Source organism: Leptotrichia wadei (assembly GCF_007990445.1).
Lineage (GTDB): Bacteria > Fusobacteriota > Fusobacteriia > Fusobacteriales > Leptotrichiaceae > Leptotrichia > Leptotrichia wadei_A.
This window is the reverse complement of the sequence record NZ_AP019841.1, coordinates 2,227,442-2,245,208: the sequence shown is the minus strand read 5'-3', so window position 1 is coordinate 2,245,208 and position 17,767 is coordinate 2,227,442. Positions and strand designations below refer to the sequence as shown.

8 protein-coding genes and 2 pseudogenes are annotated in these 17,767 nt (G+C 31.7%); 6 read left to right on the top strand and 4 right to left on the bottom strand.

The features are described from left to right. Positions 1-268 precede the first annotated feature (268 nt). On the top strand, positions 269-1,285 hold the full coding sequence (locus tag FVE74_RS10595; RefSeq protein ID WP_147004476.1) for a glycoside hydrolase family 16 protein: 1,017 nt from the start codon (positions 269-271) through the stop codon (positions 1,283-1,285). 152 nt (positions 1,286-1,437) lie between these two features. Here the strand turns inward: FVE74_RS10595 and FVE74_RS10590 are convergent, their stop codons facing one another. From FVE74_RS10590 to FVE74_RS10575, 4 genes are all read right to left on the bottom strand, one after another. Further along, complete coding sequence (locus tag FVE74_RS10590; RefSeq protein ID WP_147004475.1) at positions 1,438-7,821, bottom strand: autotransporter-associated N-terminal domain-containing protein; 6,384 nt, start codon at positions 7,819-7,821, stop codon at positions 1,438-1,440. A gap of 560 nt (positions 7,822-8,381) precedes the next feature. Further along, positions 8,382-8,954, bottom strand: coding sequence for a dTDP-4-dehydrorhamnose 3,5-epimerase (rfbC, locus tag FVE74_RS10585; RefSeq protein WP_147004474.1), 573 nt, complete (start codon positions 8,952-8,954; stop codon positions 8,382-8,384). A gap of 109 nt (positions 8,955-9,063) precedes the next feature. After that, complete coding sequence (locus FVE74_RS10580; RefSeq protein WP_147004473.1) at positions 9,064-10,074, bottom strand: hypothetical protein; 1,011 nt, start codon at positions 10,072-10,074, stop codon at positions 9,064-9,066. Positions 10,075-10,151: 77 nt separating this feature from the next. Further along, positions 10,152-11,357: a dTDP-glucose 4,6-dehydratase gene (locus FVE74_RS10575; protein WP_147004472.1), complete on the bottom strand. Its 1,206-nt coding sequence runs from the start codon at positions 11,355-11,357 to the stop codon at positions 10,152-10,154. Between the two features lie 194 nt (positions 11,358-11,551). Here FVE74_RS10575 and FVE74_RS10570 point away from each other — a divergent pair. The 5 genes and pseudogenes from FVE74_RS10570 to FVE74_RS10540 all read left to right on the top strand — a co-directional run. Beyond that, positions 11,552-11,818, top strand: a pseudogene (locus FVE74_RS10570) (glucosamine-6-phosphate deaminase); the annotation flags it as partial. 615 nt (positions 11,819-12,433) lie between these two features. Beyond that, a complete protein-coding gene (locus FVE74_RS10555) occupies positions 12,434-13,681 on the top strand; it encodes an RNA-guided endonuclease InsQ/TnpB family protein (protein WP_147004470.1) in 1,248 nt (415 codons plus the stop codon). Positions 13,682-13,755: 74 nt separating this feature from the next. Beyond that, positions 13,756-14,328: pseudogene (gene nagB, locus FVE74_RS10550) on the top strand (glucosamine-6-phosphate deaminase); the annotation flags it as partial. A gap of 341 nt (positions 14,329-14,669) precedes the next feature. Then, positions 14,670-15,818 (top strand): N-acetylglucosamine-6-phosphate deacetylase, encoded by a 1,149-nt coding sequence (gene nagA / locus FVE74_RS10545; protein WP_147004469.1) that lies wholly within the window; start codon positions 14,670-14,672, stop codon positions 15,816-15,818. A gap of 528 nt (positions 15,819-16,346) precedes the next feature. Further along, the gene (locus FVE74_RS10540; protein WP_147004468.1) at positions 16,347-17,702 is read left to right on the top strand and encodes a glucose-6-phosphate isomerase; all 1,356 of its coding nucleotides are present in this window, start codon (positions 16,347-16,349) and stop codon (positions 17,700-17,702) included. Positions 17,703-17,767 lie beyond the last annotated feature (65 nt).

Sequence of the window (17,767 nt, the reverse complement as noted above, 5' to 3'; positions counted from 1 at the left end):
AATAACGGATATGCTATAAATCTTTTCAGTAGATTAAACCTAATATTTATTTTCAAATAATTAAAATAAATATTTGCTTTTTAAATGGGGAATAGTATAAATTTGACTGAAATGTTGAAATTCTTATTATTAAAGTGCTATAACAGAGTGTAATATATATTCAAATTCATCTAAATTTAACTGTTAAAAGTGTATAAACTTAGAGTTTGAGTAAAATAGTCATAGCTTTTTGAGTTCGATTCATAAATTAAAAAAGGAGATACAGAATATGAAAAAAAATATTTTTTTTAGAGTAGTTTTGCTTATGCTAATGGGAAATATGGCATTTGCTGCGGGAGATAGCCAAAATACAATGAGTTCTCAGCAAGTTGAAGCAAGTGTAGTTCAGGCAAAAGAAAAAATTGAAGGGAATTTAAATAAAGTTGAAAATAGTGTAAAAACTAAAAAAGGAAAGTTAGATAAATTCATTTCTAAAGTAAAAGGTAAAAGTTGGAAATTAGTTTGGGATGATGAGTTTAATGGAGATCATTTAGACAGTACAAAGTGGGCTTACTGGGAAAATGGAAATCCTTGGAATGCTGGTAATTATGTTGATGAAAATGGGAAATTGGTAAACCAGTATGGATTTGATGCAAAACAGTATTATTTGAGAGATAATGTTAAAGTTGAAAATGGTAATATGGTTATAACATTGAAAAAGGAAAATGATAAAAAAGTAAATGTGGATGGAGTTGAAAGAAAAATTCTTTATAGTTCAGGAGCAATTCACACAAGAAATCTTTATAATGTTAAATATGGTAAAATCGAAATGAGAGCGGCTATGCCTAAGGGGATTGGAACTTGGCCTGCATTTTGGCTATGGCCTGAAGGATATTCTCAGGCTGCTGGAAAACTAGCGAACGGTGAAATTGACATAGTGGAAACTGATGGCGGTGAAATGAACCGTGTTACAGGTACAGCTCATGTTCTAAGAAGTGACAATACTTATGAATCATTTGAAGGCAGTGACTATAAAATAGGTAAATGGTCTAAAGAAAAGTTGACAAATTTTAATACTTATGCTGTAGAATGGGATGACAAAGAAATAAAATGGTTATTTAACAATAAAGTATATAAAAGATTTACCTACAAGGAATTAGAGAAAAAAGGATTGCAAAATCCATTTAACCAACCATATTTTATAATGATAAATGTGGCTTTGAGTAAAAAGACTGGAGAAGATGGAGATGTTGACTTTCCAACAGAGATGAAAGTTGATTATGTAAGAGTTTATCAGAAAAAATAAATTAGTTCCAGTTTGATTAATATAAATAATTTAGACAGAAAGACTTTTGATTTAGTGAAGGAAGTTTTTCTGTCTTTTTTTAAAGAAGGAGCATCTCTCACTTATGAGATGGCTCCTTGCTAAACAATTATATCAAATTTTAATGGTAAAAATCAGAAACTCAATTTAAATCCAAGTCCGCCTCTGATATTTTTGCCCTTCGTATCATACCCTAAATTTGCTGTCACACCAAATCCTGTATTTCCCACTCCAATATTTAAGTCAAATTTTCCATTTCCTTTTCTATCTTCCTTTTCATTTCTCAAATTATACCAATCTGCCGTAGTATAACGAACTCTAGCCTGATTTAATCTATTAAGTTTTCCAAGTTCGCTTTCATACGCAGCCGAAAGTCCCACTGAAAGTTGAGTTCCCGCAGTTAGTGGCTGAATATATTTAAACTCTGCTCCAATTTCAGGCTTAACTGAAAAATAATCATTTCCTTTAACTTCCAAATTCATTTGACCATTATCTTCTTTTATGTCTGTAAATCGTCCATATTCCATTTTTAAAGCTCCATAAGGTCTCAAATGAGTTTTTTCAGACAATCTTATATCATAGCCTAATTCATTTTTTACAGCTGCTCCATAAGTGTAATAATTAGCCTTTGATTCAAATGTATCATCTACAACCCAGAATTTACGATGCATACTATTTATTCCACCAAATACATCTCCTGAAATTGTCCATCTTAATGAACCATTTTGATCACTTTTTGGCGATATTGTTTTAAATATTCCAGCTTTAATCATTGTATCTTGTTCAGTCGATTTTCCTAAATCTTTAAATTTAAATTGATTTGTAACAGCTCCAGCATACCATCCGGAAGAATCTCCCATTTTAAGCGCTTCACCTTCATAAACATAGGCTACTCCATAAGCATTGCTGTCATAGTCTACAACTCCAGCTGTATCTGTTTTATACTCATCTTTTGTTCCAAATATCTTAATCTTGTCATTTTGCTTAACTGGATTTTTCCATTCGTTTCGTAAATATCCAATTTCCTTATCTAATTTATTCCCAGTTGAATTAATACGTTCTTGAGTATTTGAATATTCATAACCTTTCATTTCGTTTACAGCCTGTGCAAATATCTTTTTCTCATCTTTTCTCAAATCATTCAACTTATTAAAGAGCTGTTTTTCTCTTGAATTTATATCTTCAATTCCATATCTTTGTTCAAGCCCATCTAAAAAATGCCCGGTATCCATATCATTTTTATTTGCAAAATCAGTATAAGGAATTTTTTCCATATATACTGTTTTTATTGGTGCTGCCGTATTTCCAGATTCCACTAGGTGCGCTTTCCAAGTCAAACTTGCTGAATCTACATTCACCTTAGCTCCTGCACTTCCCAAAGCATCATTATACGGCTGCAGAATGTCATCTCCTATTTGAACTGCTTTTGCATTCAAAGTATTGGTAGCTTCTGTTCCCATTATTAAATTTACATCTGTAAGTCCTGGTAAATTGTTCAAACCTTGGATAGGATTTGTATGATTTATTCCTGAAGTATCTACATACATTCCTATAGTTGACATTTCTCTTATTGAAATTGTATTATTGGTGTTATTGCTGCTGCTGTTATTGTTATTGCTATTATTATCAAAATTATGACCTGTTTGTTCCACCGGCATATTTAATGTTGTAACTCCTGTAAAATCAGAAATAGGCATTTTTGGTGCTTGCGGCAAAGCTATATCTGTGTCAACTCTTGATGCTCCGTTTTGTACGGCGGGAATCGGTATTGATACTGGACTTGGATGCGCTGGAACTTTTGTTATTGATTTTTCTGCTACTGTTCTATTAACTCCTGTTCCTACAGAAGATGCAGTTGTTGAAGTATTAGTTCCTTGAACTTGGTACTCGCTAGCTGCTTCGTTATATACTCCCACACCTCCAGCAATACGTATTGTTCCATAATTTTTAATGATTCCTCCATTTTTTGTAACTACACCTTTTATTCCAGTTCCACTCGCGGCTGGTGTTGTCTGAATTGTTCCATAATTTTCTCCAGTAGCATGATCATCAATATACATTCCAACTGTATCATTACCTTCCAAGTTAATAATACCTCTATTTATTGCTTTTGAACCAGAACCCGATGCATACATTCCAACACTGCTGTTTTTTGTGACATTAATTATTCCTGTTCCATGGTTTTCTATTGTTCCCATTGATGCAGCTGTACTTCCTGTTGCCATTCCAATTCCGTATTTTCCAGCTGTCACATCACTCGGACCAACATCAATTGTTCCATAGTTTTGGCCAATTCCTTGAGATGAATAAATTCCAACATTTCCAGTTCCTGATTTTAAATCAATATCTCCACGATTTATAAAATCTTGAGATGAATAAATCCCATAGCTGTTATTTCCATCAGTCACAATCTTTGACTCAGTTTCAATTTTTCCGCCTAAATTTTGTGGTGCTCTAGAATAAATATAAACTGAGTTTTCTCCAATATGAACATCACTTGATGCCTTTGTTTTTATATCCGTCTTAGTATTTGCTGCCGTTATCAAATATCCAACTGAATTTTGCCCAACTTTCATATCTACATTTCCCTTAACAATTGTAGGTTTTGGCTCTACGGTAGCATCATCAATGTATATTCCGACTGCATTATTGTTTGCTACATTAATTTTTCCTGCAATAAGATTGACATCAGGCCCTTGAGAATAAATTCCTACTCCATTATCATCTACATTTATTGTACCGCCATTCATTTCTATGTTTCTGACAAAAATACCGTAAGAATACTGTCCAACATTTATTATGCTATTGTTTCTTATTCTAGTTCCATTTTCAGTTTCTAATACATAAACTTTTGTCTTTGGATCATCCCCATACATTCCTATTGATTCATTTCCAGGAGAAGTTGCAGCAACATTTATTATCCCAAAATTTTTCAAATCGGTATTATTTGTTCCATACATTCCAAACGATTGCGTACCAAGTATATCAATTTTTCCAGACTGGTAAACATGAGTAACAGGATCTTCACCTTCATAATTTGTAACAGCTCCAAAATTAGATCCCATTCCTATCGCATGATTATTTCCATATATTGTAATAGTACCTTCATTTACACCGACAAGCCAGGCTTTAGATGTAGATGGAACAGATCTTACAGTAGGATCAATACTGTTATTTTTTGTAAATATTCCAATCGCTCCATCCCCATACATTGTAATTACACCCCATGGCAAATTCATAATGTCTATTTTCCCAAAATTTTCTGGATGTGCAGCACTTCTAAAATAAGGTTCGTTAGATGGATCGATAGCCAAACCTGTAGCAGGGTCTATTTTATAAGAAAGTCCTAAAATTCCAATTGAGTTTTTACCACCAACACGTATTGGACCAGAACTTACCATATTTGAATTATTTGTTCCATACATTCCAACTGCTTTGTCATTAGGTGTTACTGTTACACCTGGTACACTGCTATATTCCACTTCCAATTTTCCAGCATTATAGTTATTAATCCATCCATAATCAGCCAAAAATCCTACTCCACCTTGCCCAGCATCTGTTCTGTCAACAAAAACTTTACCTTTATTCCCAATTTCTGTTGTACGGTTATTAATTGACCTTGAACTTCCAGTAATTGCAAGTCCCACTGGTGCTAAAAATCTATCGTCTATCGCATTCATTTGAGCCGTATTTAATTCAGCTTTTACTGAACCAAATGCCTCCACATGCAATCTTGAATTTTGATATAAAAATCTTTTTGTAAATACTTCACTGTCTGAACCGCTTATCAAATTTGCTTTATCAATTGCCGATTTTATTTGAACTGTCGCATCATCTATCAAGGCATATTTGTAGTCTGTTTTCCCGTTTGAACTTGTAACATTCACGTTTCCCCCAAGAAGCCGGCTTTTCAAGCTGTTATTGCCAGATTTGTTTTCCACATCTATGACAAGCGGTCCTGCTGAATTTTTTAAATTTGAAATTATTACATCATCAGAAAGCACATCAATGTTTGTATTGCTGTTAAAAGCTATAACATTCGGCCTAGCCTGGTCATAAACATATCCGACAGCTTTTCCATCTAGCACTAATGTCGCATCTTTCATATTAATAGCATCCGAGGAGCTGCTTGTACTGTCGGTATAAAGTGCATACCCCTTTCCTTTATATTCAATTTTTCCGCCTTCCAAATCAATTTTTGCACCGTTAATTGAAGCAATATTTGTGGCTCCATCTGTCACTTTTATCCAGTTCTTTCGTGCATTAATTTTACCACCATTATCGGCAAAAAGCCCAAATCCTGTATTTTTATTAGTCTGAGAATCAATTCCGCCAGTTATGGAAATGTTTGATGCTGATGGAAGAGAAGTTCTATTCATTGTTATTACTGCGCCATTGTCGGCATAAGCTGCTCCGGCATTGTCTGTGGAAACATTCTTAGCATCAACACGGCTTGGATCATAATGAAATTCCAGTCCAGATATTTGCACTCCTGCATTTGTTATTTTTGTCGCATTTGTACCAATTATTGAAGGAGAAGAAATAGAATCATTTACAGTAATTTTCGCCCCTTTATCTGCAATAAGCGCTACTGAATTTGTGGCATCCTTTGAAACAACCGCATTTACAGCAACTTCATTATTTGCATTATTTCCAGCATAAATGGCTATATTTCCCCTGTCATTTCTGCTGTCGCCTTCAATATTGACAACATCTCCTTTTACTTTTCCATCCGTGCTTTGAACTCCAGAAACTGAAGTATCGCTTCCGCCAGCAACAATGCCGATATTATCAAGTCCGCCTTTTAACGAGATTTTTCCAGCGCCAAGTTTAATATCGGCTCCATCTCCAGTCAATACTCCAATGCTGTCTTTTACGTTTTTAAAAAGATTTATCTGATGTCCATTTTCTATATTTTTATTTGCAGTAGATGTTTCAAGGTCAACAGAGCTGGAAGCAAAAATACCGTAAGACTTGTCAATGTATCTGTCATTGTTTACTGTAAATCTGCTTGGAATACCAGCAGTAGTCTGAGCATCAATATTTGTGCTGTTTTTTGATTCATAAATTTCTCTGGAATTTCCGCTGGAATCTCCTAAATTAACAGCAAAATTCCCAACAACTGGACCGGAATCCCTATTTGGAATCAATTCAGTGATTTCTTTTGAATCTTTGTCAACTGGAACATATAGCCCGATGCTGCTGTCTCCATACATAGTCAACGGTGCCCATTCTCCATTTGAAGATTTTGTCTTAAAATCAAGATTTGCAGAACTTATATATTTTCCTGTTTTTACATATACTCCTACATTTTCTTCACCGTATGTATTTATTTTATTTCTATTAACAATTGTTATTTCTCTAGGATTCAACGTGTCATCATCATAAAATGTGCCACTAGGATTTGGAATTAAATTGCTGTATGGCTGTTCAAAAAATCCTCCATAATTGTGGTTGCTATGATTTCGTGTGTAATCTCCATTTGGATTTAAGAAAAAAATCGCAGATTTTTTATTATACATTTCCACCGTTCCGGCATTATATAAAATTTGCGGATTCCCATTTCCTATAACCGATGGAGAAACTATAAATGCCGCTGAATTAGAATCATATATCCCGCCATTTCCAGAATATGGATGAATTATTATATTTCCTTCGCTTGTATTTACAACAGAAGCAACTGTCGCATCATTTTTACCTCCGATATGTTCATAACTGTTAGAAAAAGCTGCATTTCCACCTTCAATTACATACGTTCCTGAATTTATAAAAGTGTACCCTTCTGTACTGTTCGTTGTTTTGCCAGCAATTTTTGCTACATCATCAAAAGCTGCATATTCAGATGAAGCCGTTCCAAGTTTGTTTCCCAATTTATTTTTTTCGCTTTCAAGATTAGCCCCGCTGTGCATATCTAAACGAATAATCCCGTTAACATAGTCATTAGGATTATTAGAAGCCCTGGTATACAGAAAATTTTTCCTGTTTACTAAAGTTTTATCTTGTCCAGTTATATTATTTTCGCCGCTCGTACCATTACTGTTATTATAATCATTATCACTATCGCTCTCTATAACTGTTTTTATAATTCCTGTCTTCTTGTACGAAGTATCTCTGGCATATTTAACATCTTTGACCTTATCTCCATGGCCTTTGTAGCGTCCTTGCCAATTGTTGTAAAATTCGTTTATTCCAAATTGCCAATTGCCCCAAGGTGATTTAACCGCATGATCTCCTTGCTCCATAAGCTGAATCAATTCTAAATTTGTTTTTTTGATAAGTTTGTCATTTTCCTTCCTTGCCCTTTTGAAATCTTTTTTCTGCTGTTCAATCGAAGTATTTATTGCCTTTGACTGTATTTCAATTTCATTTCCGTCTGAAAAGTGATTAGCCGATGCACTTTTTCCTATCGCACCAGTTAATAAAAATGTGATAAGCGCTGAATCTGTGTATTTAAAATCTTTTACTTTTTTAGCAAATGATTTTAATTCTTGCTTAAATTCTTTTAAATTATTTGTCATATTTCTTCCTTTCTAAAAATCAAAAAATCTGTTTAAACTATACATTTCTTTCTTTATCTATAATTTAACTTTTTTAATTTTTACAGATAAAATATCGATTTTATCTTTAATTAATACTATTTCCCATTACAATAATAGATTTATAAATTTTTCCAAGAAGGGAGTTGATCCGTTACTAAAAAATAATAAGATATGTATTCTATTTTTTAAATAGGATTTAGCATAACGTGCAATAACCTTATATTAGCCTTTACCTAATTATATAAAAGTTTTTTGAAAAAGTAAACTTTTTTTACTAATTTTAACAAAATATAAAAAGAATTTTTTAACTTATGTTATAGAAAATTTGAATAAAAAAATTGTGAAACGGTGTTCAAATACAGAAAAGATAAAAATTCAGAGTGGAAATAGTTAAGCAGGATTGATAAAAGCATATATTTTTCAAAAAACTCCCGCTTTTTAGGCAGGAGTGGCTCATATTTCAATTTAAAAGAAAATATTTTTAAAAAATCTTTTAAAGAAACAATAAGTTATTTATATGAATGCTTTACTTTGAATAATCATTCAAAATAATTTTTTGTTTTGTCAAATTTCTGTTGAACTTTATCTTTTTCAGAAATTGTCAGTTCATCGGGGTTTATTTTAAATTCTTCAAATTTCCAGTCGATATTTATTGTTTCATCATTCCATAAAATTCCGCTATCATATTCAGGAGCATATAAATCTGTGCATTTATAAGTAAATTCTGTTTCATCTTCAAGTGTTAAAAAGCCATGTGCAAAGCCTTCTGGAATATAAAACATCAGTTTATTTTCGGCAGATAATTTTACCGCATGCCATTTTCCAAAAGTTTCGCTGTCCTTTCTCAAATCAACTGCCACATCGTAAACGCTTCCCTTTATCACACGTACTAATTTTCCTTGAGTGTGCTTTGTCTGGAAGTGAAGTCCACGTAAAACGCCTTTTTTAGATTTTGAATGGTTATCTTGAACGAAGTCCATTGTAAGTCCCAATTCTTCAAAGGATTTTTTGTTATAAGTTTCCATAAAGAATCCTCTTTCATCTCCAAAAACTTTTGGCTCAATTACTGCTAAGCCTTTTATTGGGGTTTCTTTTACTATAAAATTGTTCATTGAATTTCTCCTTATACAATATTTACTCAAACTTGTAAAATTAAATAAACTTAGAGTTTGAGCAGATTTGATTTTTGTTCATTTTATTTTTTATATTTTTTTATTGTTTTCACTGTAGACTTGGATTGTCCAATACAATATCTCTTTGCCAATTCAAAGTATCAGGTACTCGAAGCGATCCAGAAATTGTTACTTTTTTATTAACATATCGTGTGTATCTGCCATCATTATTAATAATATTTAACTGAATTTGCTTGGCACTCATATTATCTACAGTTATTGAATTTGGAAGCTCCAAAACATAAAAATCTATTCTCTGTCCTGAAAATGCACCAAATTTCTTAATTTCTGAAAAATGTCTCAAAGTTCCTGTCAAAGTGGCATTATCACCACCTGAATATGAAGAACGCATTCTATTTTTGCTATAATTTACATTAGAGTCATAACCACCGTATCCATAATTTCCACCTGAACTTTCTGATGAGACGTATGATCCACCACTTCTTTCTATATAACCATAATTTTTATTTGTAAAACTTGGATAATCTGTTTCTATTCCTGTAATTAATGAATTTATTCTATTTTTGAATCTTTCTTGATCTTTTGGAAATAAAGTTACTGTATTTTTACTTCTCAAAAGTGAATATACATCATTCAATGAATACGTCTGATAGTTTTCTCTCTTATATTTTCTTCCATTTTTTATATAAGATCCTGCTCCAACTATTATTTCTGTATCTTTAAACTGAATATTATACAATCTATCGTCATCTTTTTTTAATCCTATATCTGGATAACCATCTGATTTTTTTTTATTACTTTCAAAAGCCGTATAAGCTACTGCAAACTCCCTTTCTCCAACACGAACTACATGCATAACAAAATTTAAATATTCACATTTTTCTCGATTAGTGTTATTTTCTGTATAACAGAACCAGTCTTTCTGATCTGATATAAAAATCATCGAATGATTGTTAAAATCTATAATCGAAGACGAATTTAACCTATTTCTATTAGAATATAGCGGAAGTCCTAGAAATGACACATTAACTACATTTTGCTGTGCACTTGATAACATACTTCCTAAAAGAAGTGCCAGCAAAAAAATAATTTTTTTCATAATAAATTATCACCTTTCTTTATCAATTTTTTTAATATTAAACAAAATTTGTATATACTTGAACTTTTTTTACTGAACTATTCATTTCCGTACATTTCTTCATAATATTTTTGATAATCTCCTGAAACTACCTCGTTTACCCAGTCCTGATGCTCCAAGTACCATTTTACAGTTTTTCTGATACCTGTTTCAAAGTCTGTTTCTGGATACCATCCTAAATCTCTTGCAATTTTTGAAGGGTCAATGGCATATCTCATATCGTGCCCAAGCCGATCCTGAACATAAGTAATCAAATCATAATTTATATTTTGCAAGTCAGTTTTTAAAACCTTTTTATATTCATCGTTATTTTCAATTTCTTCTCTTAAAATATCAATAACTAATTTTACAATATTAATATTTTGTTCTTCGTTAAAGCCTCCAATATTGTAAATTTCATAAATGTCAGCATTTCTTAAAACTAGGTCGATTCCTTTACAGTGATCTTCCACATAAAGCCAGTCCCTTACATTGTCTCCTTTTCCGTAAACTGGCAATTTTTTACCCTCCAGCACGTTTTTTATCATAAGCGGAATTAATTTTTCAGGGAAGTGGTAAGGACCGTAGTTATTTGAGCATCTTGTAATGTTTATAGGCATTTTATAAGTTTCGCCGTAGGCAATTACAATGTGGTCGGCACTTGCTTTGGAAGCTGAATACGGGCTTCTTGGATCAAGGGAAGTTTTTTCTGTGAAGAATTTTTTACCATAAGTTTTTAAGTTTGTTCTATTTTTTACAACTTTTTTCACTTCTTCATCGTCAATTACTAGATCAATTGCTGTATCATAATCTTTTGATAAACTTCCATAAACTTCATCAGTTGAAACTTGCAGATATTTTACGCCATCTTTGTAAATTGGGTAGCCATTTTCATCTTTTGCAACAGTCCATGCTTTTTTAGCATTTTCCAAAAGATTTTGCGTACCAAGAATATTTGTTTCCAAAAAAATTTGCGGATTTTCAATAGAACGGTCAACATGTGATTCTGCCGCAAAATTCACAACAAAGTCAACTTCATTTTCAGAAAAGATTCTGGCAATTTCCCTTTGATCACGAATATCAACCTTTTCAAATTTTACTCTTTCATCCTTAAGTTCATTGGCAATCGTGCCTAAATTTCCTGCATAGGTAAGCACATCGACTACAATTACTCTAATATCATCATTTTTATAATTATTTAAAATATATTTTAAATAATTAGAGCCAATAAAGCCGGCAGCACCTGTCACTAAATATGTTTTCATATTATCCTCCTAATTAATTACTGTAATTTACAGCTTTTTATTTATCATCACCAATTAAATTATACAATTTTTTTTTAATTTTTCCAAACAAAATTTTAATAAAATGGACTTGACATAATAAAAAAAGGGTATATAATAGTAGTAAGAAACATTTTAATGAAAATTTAAAATTTTAAATTAGGGATGTGAATGAAATGCGTGTAATTATCTTAAAAAATGCTGATGAAGTGGCAAGATGGAGTGCTTATCAGATTACTAAAAAAATATTAAAATTTAAGCCTACAAGGGAAAAGCCCTTTGTGCTGGGACTTCCTACGGGCTCTACGCCGCTTGCGACTTATCGGGAACTGATAAATTTGTATAATGAAGGGATATTGTCGTTTGAAAATGTCGTGACTTTTAATATGGATGAATATGTGGGATTAAAGCCTGAAGATCCGCAAAGTTATCACTATTTTATTAAATAGTGCAAGAACACTCGCAACTTTAGTCGTGAGATGAATTGCACGAAAATTTTAGTAAGCATATAGGGAAACTTGTATGTAGATACAGAGAGAAGCTGTACAACAAAGAAACTGAATTGCTGGGAACTCTTAAAGCTAGTATAACCACAACATAATACCTTCGTTCAAATATGGTATAAGTGTGAAGGTGGCGAAAGCAGAAAAAATATACTAGATGGTGCAAGGTTAAATTCTAAACATTATGATAATAGACAATCAGCAGCTAATCCTGAAAAGGAAAGTTCAACGACTATCCCTCGTGAGGGGAGTACAATACAAGCGATAGGTATTGGAAGTGGTTTCGCCTAAGTCCTTGAAATAGGATATGGATAAGATATAGTCTGTGCTTGTTAGAGATAACAAGAAGTTCAAGGCTAATCTCCTTAATTTATTAAGGAGTATATATGCCATGAGAACTGCATAAGCAGTAGCGCACTTATGTGAACGACGCTTCCCGCTGTTGTGGGGTTTTAAAAATTTTAAAAATATTTAAAAATAAATAAAAAATATTACTTTTTAATAGATAAGATATAGGATATATAGTATAATATCTCTGATGAAAAGGTGATATATATGTATTTAACTTTAAAACAACAGGTAAAACATTTTAGTAAAAAAGAGTTTAGAAATTTAAAATATTTGTGCCATATAGCTAAAAATTTAAAGAATCAGGCTATATACAATGTTAGACAATACTATTTTAAAAATAAAAAGTATTTAAGTTATAATGAAAACTATAAAATGCTTAAAAATAGTAAGAACTATAAGAAGTTAAATTCTAATATGGCTCAACAAATTCTAAAAGAAGTAGACGGAAGTTTCAAATCATTTTTTGGACTTTTAAAACTTGCTAAGAATGGTCAATATGATAATAAAAAAATAAAATTACCTAAATATCTTGCTAAGGATGGTTTTACAACTCTTGTTATAGGTTTTGTTAGATTAAAAAATGGTATGCTGATTATTCCTTATTCAAATTTGTTTAAGAAAACTCATCAGGAAGTTAAAATTAAGCTGCCACCAGTATTAAAAGGCAAGAAGATAAAAGAGATTAGAATAATACCAAAACAACATTCTATGTACTTTGAAATTCAATATACTTATGAAGTAGAAGAAGTTCAAAGGGAATTAAATAAAGAAAATGGACTAGGAATAGATTTAGGTATAGATAATCTTTGTACTTGTGTTAGTAATAATGGAGCTTCATTCATAATAGACGGCAGAAAATTAAAATCTATTAATCAATACTATAATAAGATAAATGCAAAATTACAAAGCATAAAAGATAAGCAAAAGATAGAGCATATAACATTGAGGCAAAAGAGAATAGCTAGAAAGAGAAATAATCGTATAGAAGATTATCTTTCAAAAGCAGCAAGAATAATAATAAATTATTGTCTTAATAATGATATAGGAAAACTAGTTCTAGGATATAATGAAGATTTTCAAAGAAATTCAAATATAGGAAGTATAAACAATCAAAACTTTGTAAATATACCATATGGAAAATTAAGAGATAAATTAATACATCTATGTAAACTATATGGAATAGAATTTAAGCTGCAAGAAGAGAGTTATACATCAAAAGCAAGTTTCTTTGATGGAGATGAAATCCCAATATATGATAAAGAAAATCTACAAGAATATGTATTCCGTGGAAAAAGAATAAAAAGAGGACTATATCAAACAAGTAAAGGCTATCAATTAAATGCGGATTGTAATGGAGCATTAAATATATTAAGAAAAAGTAAAGTTGTGGACTTAAGCGTCCTATACAATAGAGGTGAGCTGAACACGCCTAAAAGAATAAGGGTAGTGTAAAGCTATCAAACTTCTTAGAAAATTTTTAAATATTTTTAAAGATTTTAGAACCCTGCGACTTTAGTCGTGGGAGGTTCAGGAATGAGAACTTTTTTAAGCATATTAATATAAAAAAAGAAAATATAAATATTCTAAATGGATGTGCCGAAGATTTAGAGGAAGAATGTCATAACTATGAGGAAAAAATAAAAAAATCTGGCGGGATTCAGCTGTTTTTGGGCGGAGTTGGAGAAGATGGGCATATTGCATTTAATGAGCCAGGTTCATCGCTTTCTTCACATACACGTGACAAGGATCTGACTTATGACACAATTTTGGCAAATTCCAGATTTTTTGACAATGATATTGAAAAAGTGCCAAAATCAGCCTTGACAATTGGTGTGGGGACGCTTATGGACTCAAAGGAGGTTATGATTCTTGCAAATGGGTATAAAAAGGCCCGTGCGGTTTATCATGGAGTAGAAGGCGGAGTTAATCATCTTTGGACAATTTCGGCTTTGCAGCTGCATAGAAGGGCAGTGCTAGTGATTGATGAGATGGCGGCTTCGGATATAAAAGTTAAGACTTATAAGTATTTTAAGGAAATTGAAGCTAAGAATTTAGATTTAGAAAAATATAAAAAATATTTAATAGAATTGGCAAAATAAGTTTTATTAATAAATTATTGTTAATGAAAGGGTTTTATGTTTTTTCCTTTTTTCAAAGCAAGGGAAATTAATTGCCATTTTCCTTGCATCTCTGGCTTGTCTAAGCATTTTTTGAAACAAAATTGAAATTCGCTTTTTGATAATAGTTATTTTATCTGTTTAAATAATTATAGTTTAAAGGTTATTAAAAAGTTCAAACAGTCAATTTTATTCCAAAAAAATCACGACATTTTTAATTTAATTATAATAGTTGTTTTAAAAGCATACTAGGTAGAATAAGAAAAAACAGCTATTAACTAAAATATCCTAAAATAAAAACAAAGAAAGGAACTATTGTTAAGATGATTATAAAAAATGCAAAGATATTTGACGGGGAGAAATTTATTGGGGAAAATGCGGTTGTTTTGGAAGGGAAATTTATAAAAAAGATAGTGGATTTTTCTTTGATTGATAAAAAAGAATTGGAAAATCAGGAAGCTATTGATGTTGAAGGGATGATTTTGTCGCCAGGGTTTATTGATTTGCAGATTAATGGGTGCGGAGGGGTGCTGTTTAATGATGATATTTCTAGGGAAGCATTGGAAATAATGAATGAAACTAATAAAAGATATGGGTGTACTTCGTTTTTGCCTACGCTTATAACTTCTCCAGATGAGAAAATAGAAAAGGCTATTGAACTTGTGAAGGGAATGGAGGATAAGGAGGAAATTGGAGTTTTGGGGCTTCATATTGAAGGGCCTTATATAAGTGTGGAAAAAAAGGGGATTCATCGTTCTGAATATATAAGAGTTTTGTCGGATGAGATGATTGAGAAAATAGCTAAGGCAGGGCCAGAAGTTGCTAGAATAATAACAATAGCACCTGAAAAGGCTAAAGTTGAACATTTGAAAAAATTGAGAGATGCTGGGATTAATGTGGCTATTGGGCATACGAATGCAACTTATGAGGAGTGTGTGGAAAAGAAGGAATACTATAACTGCGGAACTCATTTGTATAATGCAATGAGAGGACTGGATTCGAGAGAGCCTGGGGTTGTTGGATTTTTATTCAATAATGATACTACGAATTGTGGGATAATAGTTGACGGGCTTCATATAGATTTTGCTTCTGTGGAAATTGCTAAGAAAATAATGAAGGATAGGCTTTATCTTGTGACAGATGCAGTTAGCCCTGCTGGAACAGATAATATGACTGAGTTTATGTTTGAAGGCAACAGAGTCTTGTATAGGGATGGAAAATGTATTTCTCCAGAAGGAACTTTGGGGGGATCTTCGCTTGTTATGATAAAAGGGGTGCAAAATCTAGTGGAAGAAGTTCATATTTCGCTTGAAGAAGCACTTAGAATGGCAACTTCCTATCCTGCTGAAGCGGTGGCTATTGATGAAGAATATGGATTTATAAAAGAAGGATATTTTGCAGATTTGACATATTTTGATGAAAAGTTTAATGTGAAGGGGACAATAAGCAAGGGGAAATTGACTAGATATTAAGGATATTTGTATAATAAAACTTAAAATTTCAGGAAAAAATTTTTAAAATTGTAAAATATAAGTGGAAAAATTTGAAAAAAAGTTTGTTTTTTGTTATACTTTAATTGAAAAATAGTTTGGTAAAAAATTACTTTAAAACGGAAGAAAGTTTTTTGTATATTTTTTATTTTGCCAACTTAGCTTTTGGCTTGTAATTTGAAAACTATGTGTGGTTATTAGGCAAGTTTATTATGAAACTGTTTCAAAATCGAGATATTAAATTGAAATTATAGAGATTTATTTTTATTCGATTTTAAGGTTGTGTTACTATGTGTAAATAAAAGTTTTTTGATTTTCAAAAAATTTAGGAAATAAAATTGTATTAGGAAATTGTAAAAGTAATGGGTATAAAATTTAAGTGATGAGTTTAAAATCTCTTGCTAAAAAATTGAAATGGAAGATTAAAATTGATAAAACCTTTATTAATGGAATTTTACAAACTTTTACAATGGACTAAAATAAAATTGTATATTAAGGAGATAAGAAAGAATGAAATTAAATTTTAGCTATCAATTTGCAAAAAATTTTTTTAACGAAGATGAATTAAAACAAATTAAGCCTTATGTGGAATTGGCAAATGAAGTATTGACTTCAAAAACTGGAGCAGGAAATGACTTTTTAGGATGGGTTGATTTGCCTGAAACTTATGATAAAGATGAATTTGCCAGAATTAAAAAGGCGGCTGAAAAAATTAAAAATGATTCGGAAGTTTTAGTTGTAATTGGAATTGGGGGGTCATATTTAGGAGCGAAGGCTGCAATTGAATTTTTATCACACAGTTTTTACAATAACTTGCCAAAAGATAAGAGAAAAACTCCTGAAATTTACTTTGCAGGGACAAATATGAGCGGTGTTTACTTACAACACTTAATCGATGTAGTTGGAGATAGAGATTTTTCAGTAAATGTAATTTCAAAATCTGGAACTACAACTGAACCTGCAATTGCATTCAGAGTATTCAAGAAAATGCTGGAAGAAAAATACGGAAAAGAAGAAGCTGCAAAAAGAATCTATGCCACAACAGATAAAGCGAAGGGAGCATTGAAAACACTTGCTACAGCTGAAGGATATGAAACTTTTGTTGTACCTGACAATGTTGGAGGAAGATTTTCTGTGTTGACTGCAGTAGGACTTTTACCAATCGCTGCGGCTGGAATTGACATTGATGACTTAATGGCTGGAGCAAAAGATGCGATGAATGACTTTGCAAACAAAAATATGGATGAAAATCAGGCTTTACAATATGCGGCTGTTAGAAACATCTTGCATAGAAAAGGGAAAGATTTGGAATTAATGGTAAATTATGAGCCAAGAGTTCACTATTTGGCAGAATGGTGGAAACAATTATTTGGAGAATCTGAAGGAAAAGAAGGAAAAGGACTGTATCCAACTTCAGCAGATTTCTCAGCTGATTTACACTCATTAGGTCAATATATTCAACAAGGGCAAAGATTATTTTTTGAAACAGTAGTTTCTATTGGAAAACCTGAAGTGGAATTTGTTATTGAAAGTGACAAGGAAAATCTTGATGGATTGAACTTTATTGCTGGAAAAACATTGGATTATGTAAATAAAAAAGCAACTGATGGAGTAATCTTGGCGCACGTTGATGGAAATGTGCCTAACTTAGGAATAAATATTCCTGAAGTAACTCCTTATCACTTAGGATATACATTCTATTTCTTTGAAAAAGCATGTGGAGTAAGTGGATACCTTTTAGGTGTAAATCCGTTTGATCAGCCTGGAGTAGAAGCATATAAGAAAAATATGTTTGCATTATTAGGAAAACCAGGATATGAAGAAGCTGGAAAAGAATTGGAAAAGAAATTAAACGAAGTTAAATAAATTTGATATGTTAGATAAATAAAATTAAATAAATCGAAAAATTAATTTAGTTTGGAAAGAAGGTG

Excerpts from the sequence above, each read along its gene's own strand:
- rfbC (WP_147004474.1), bottom strand. The coding sequence starts at position 8,954 with ATGAACAATTTTATAGTAAAAGAAACCCCAATAAAAGGCTTAGCAGTA.
- FVE74_RS10540 (WP_147004468.1), top strand. The coding sequence starts at position 16,347 with ATGAAATTAAATTTTAGCTATCAATTTGCAAAAAATTTTTTTAACGAA.
- FVE74_RS10555 (WP_147004470.1), top strand. The coding sequence starts at position 12,434 with ATGTATTTAACTTTAAAACAACAGGTAAAACATTTTAGTAAAAAAGAG.
- FVE74_RS10595 (WP_147004476.1), top strand. The coding sequence starts at position 269 with ATGAAAAAAAATATTTTTTTTAGAGTAGTTTTGCTTATGCTAATGGGA.
- FVE74_RS10575 (WP_147004472.1), bottom strand. The coding sequence starts at position 11,357 with ATGAAAACATATTTAGTGACAGGTGCTGCCGGCTTTATTGGCTCTAAT.
- FVE74_RS10580 (WP_147004473.1), bottom strand. The coding sequence starts at position 10,074 with ATGAAAAAAATTATTTTTTTGCTGGCACTTCTTTTAGGAAGTATGTTA.
- FVE74_RS10590 (WP_147004475.1), bottom strand. The coding sequence starts at position 7,821 with ATGACAAATAATTTAAAAGAATTTAAGCAAGAATTAAAATCATTTGCT.
- nagA (WP_147004469.1), top strand. The coding sequence starts at position 14,670 with ATGATTATAAAAAATGCAAAGATATTTGACGGGGAGAAATTTATTGGG.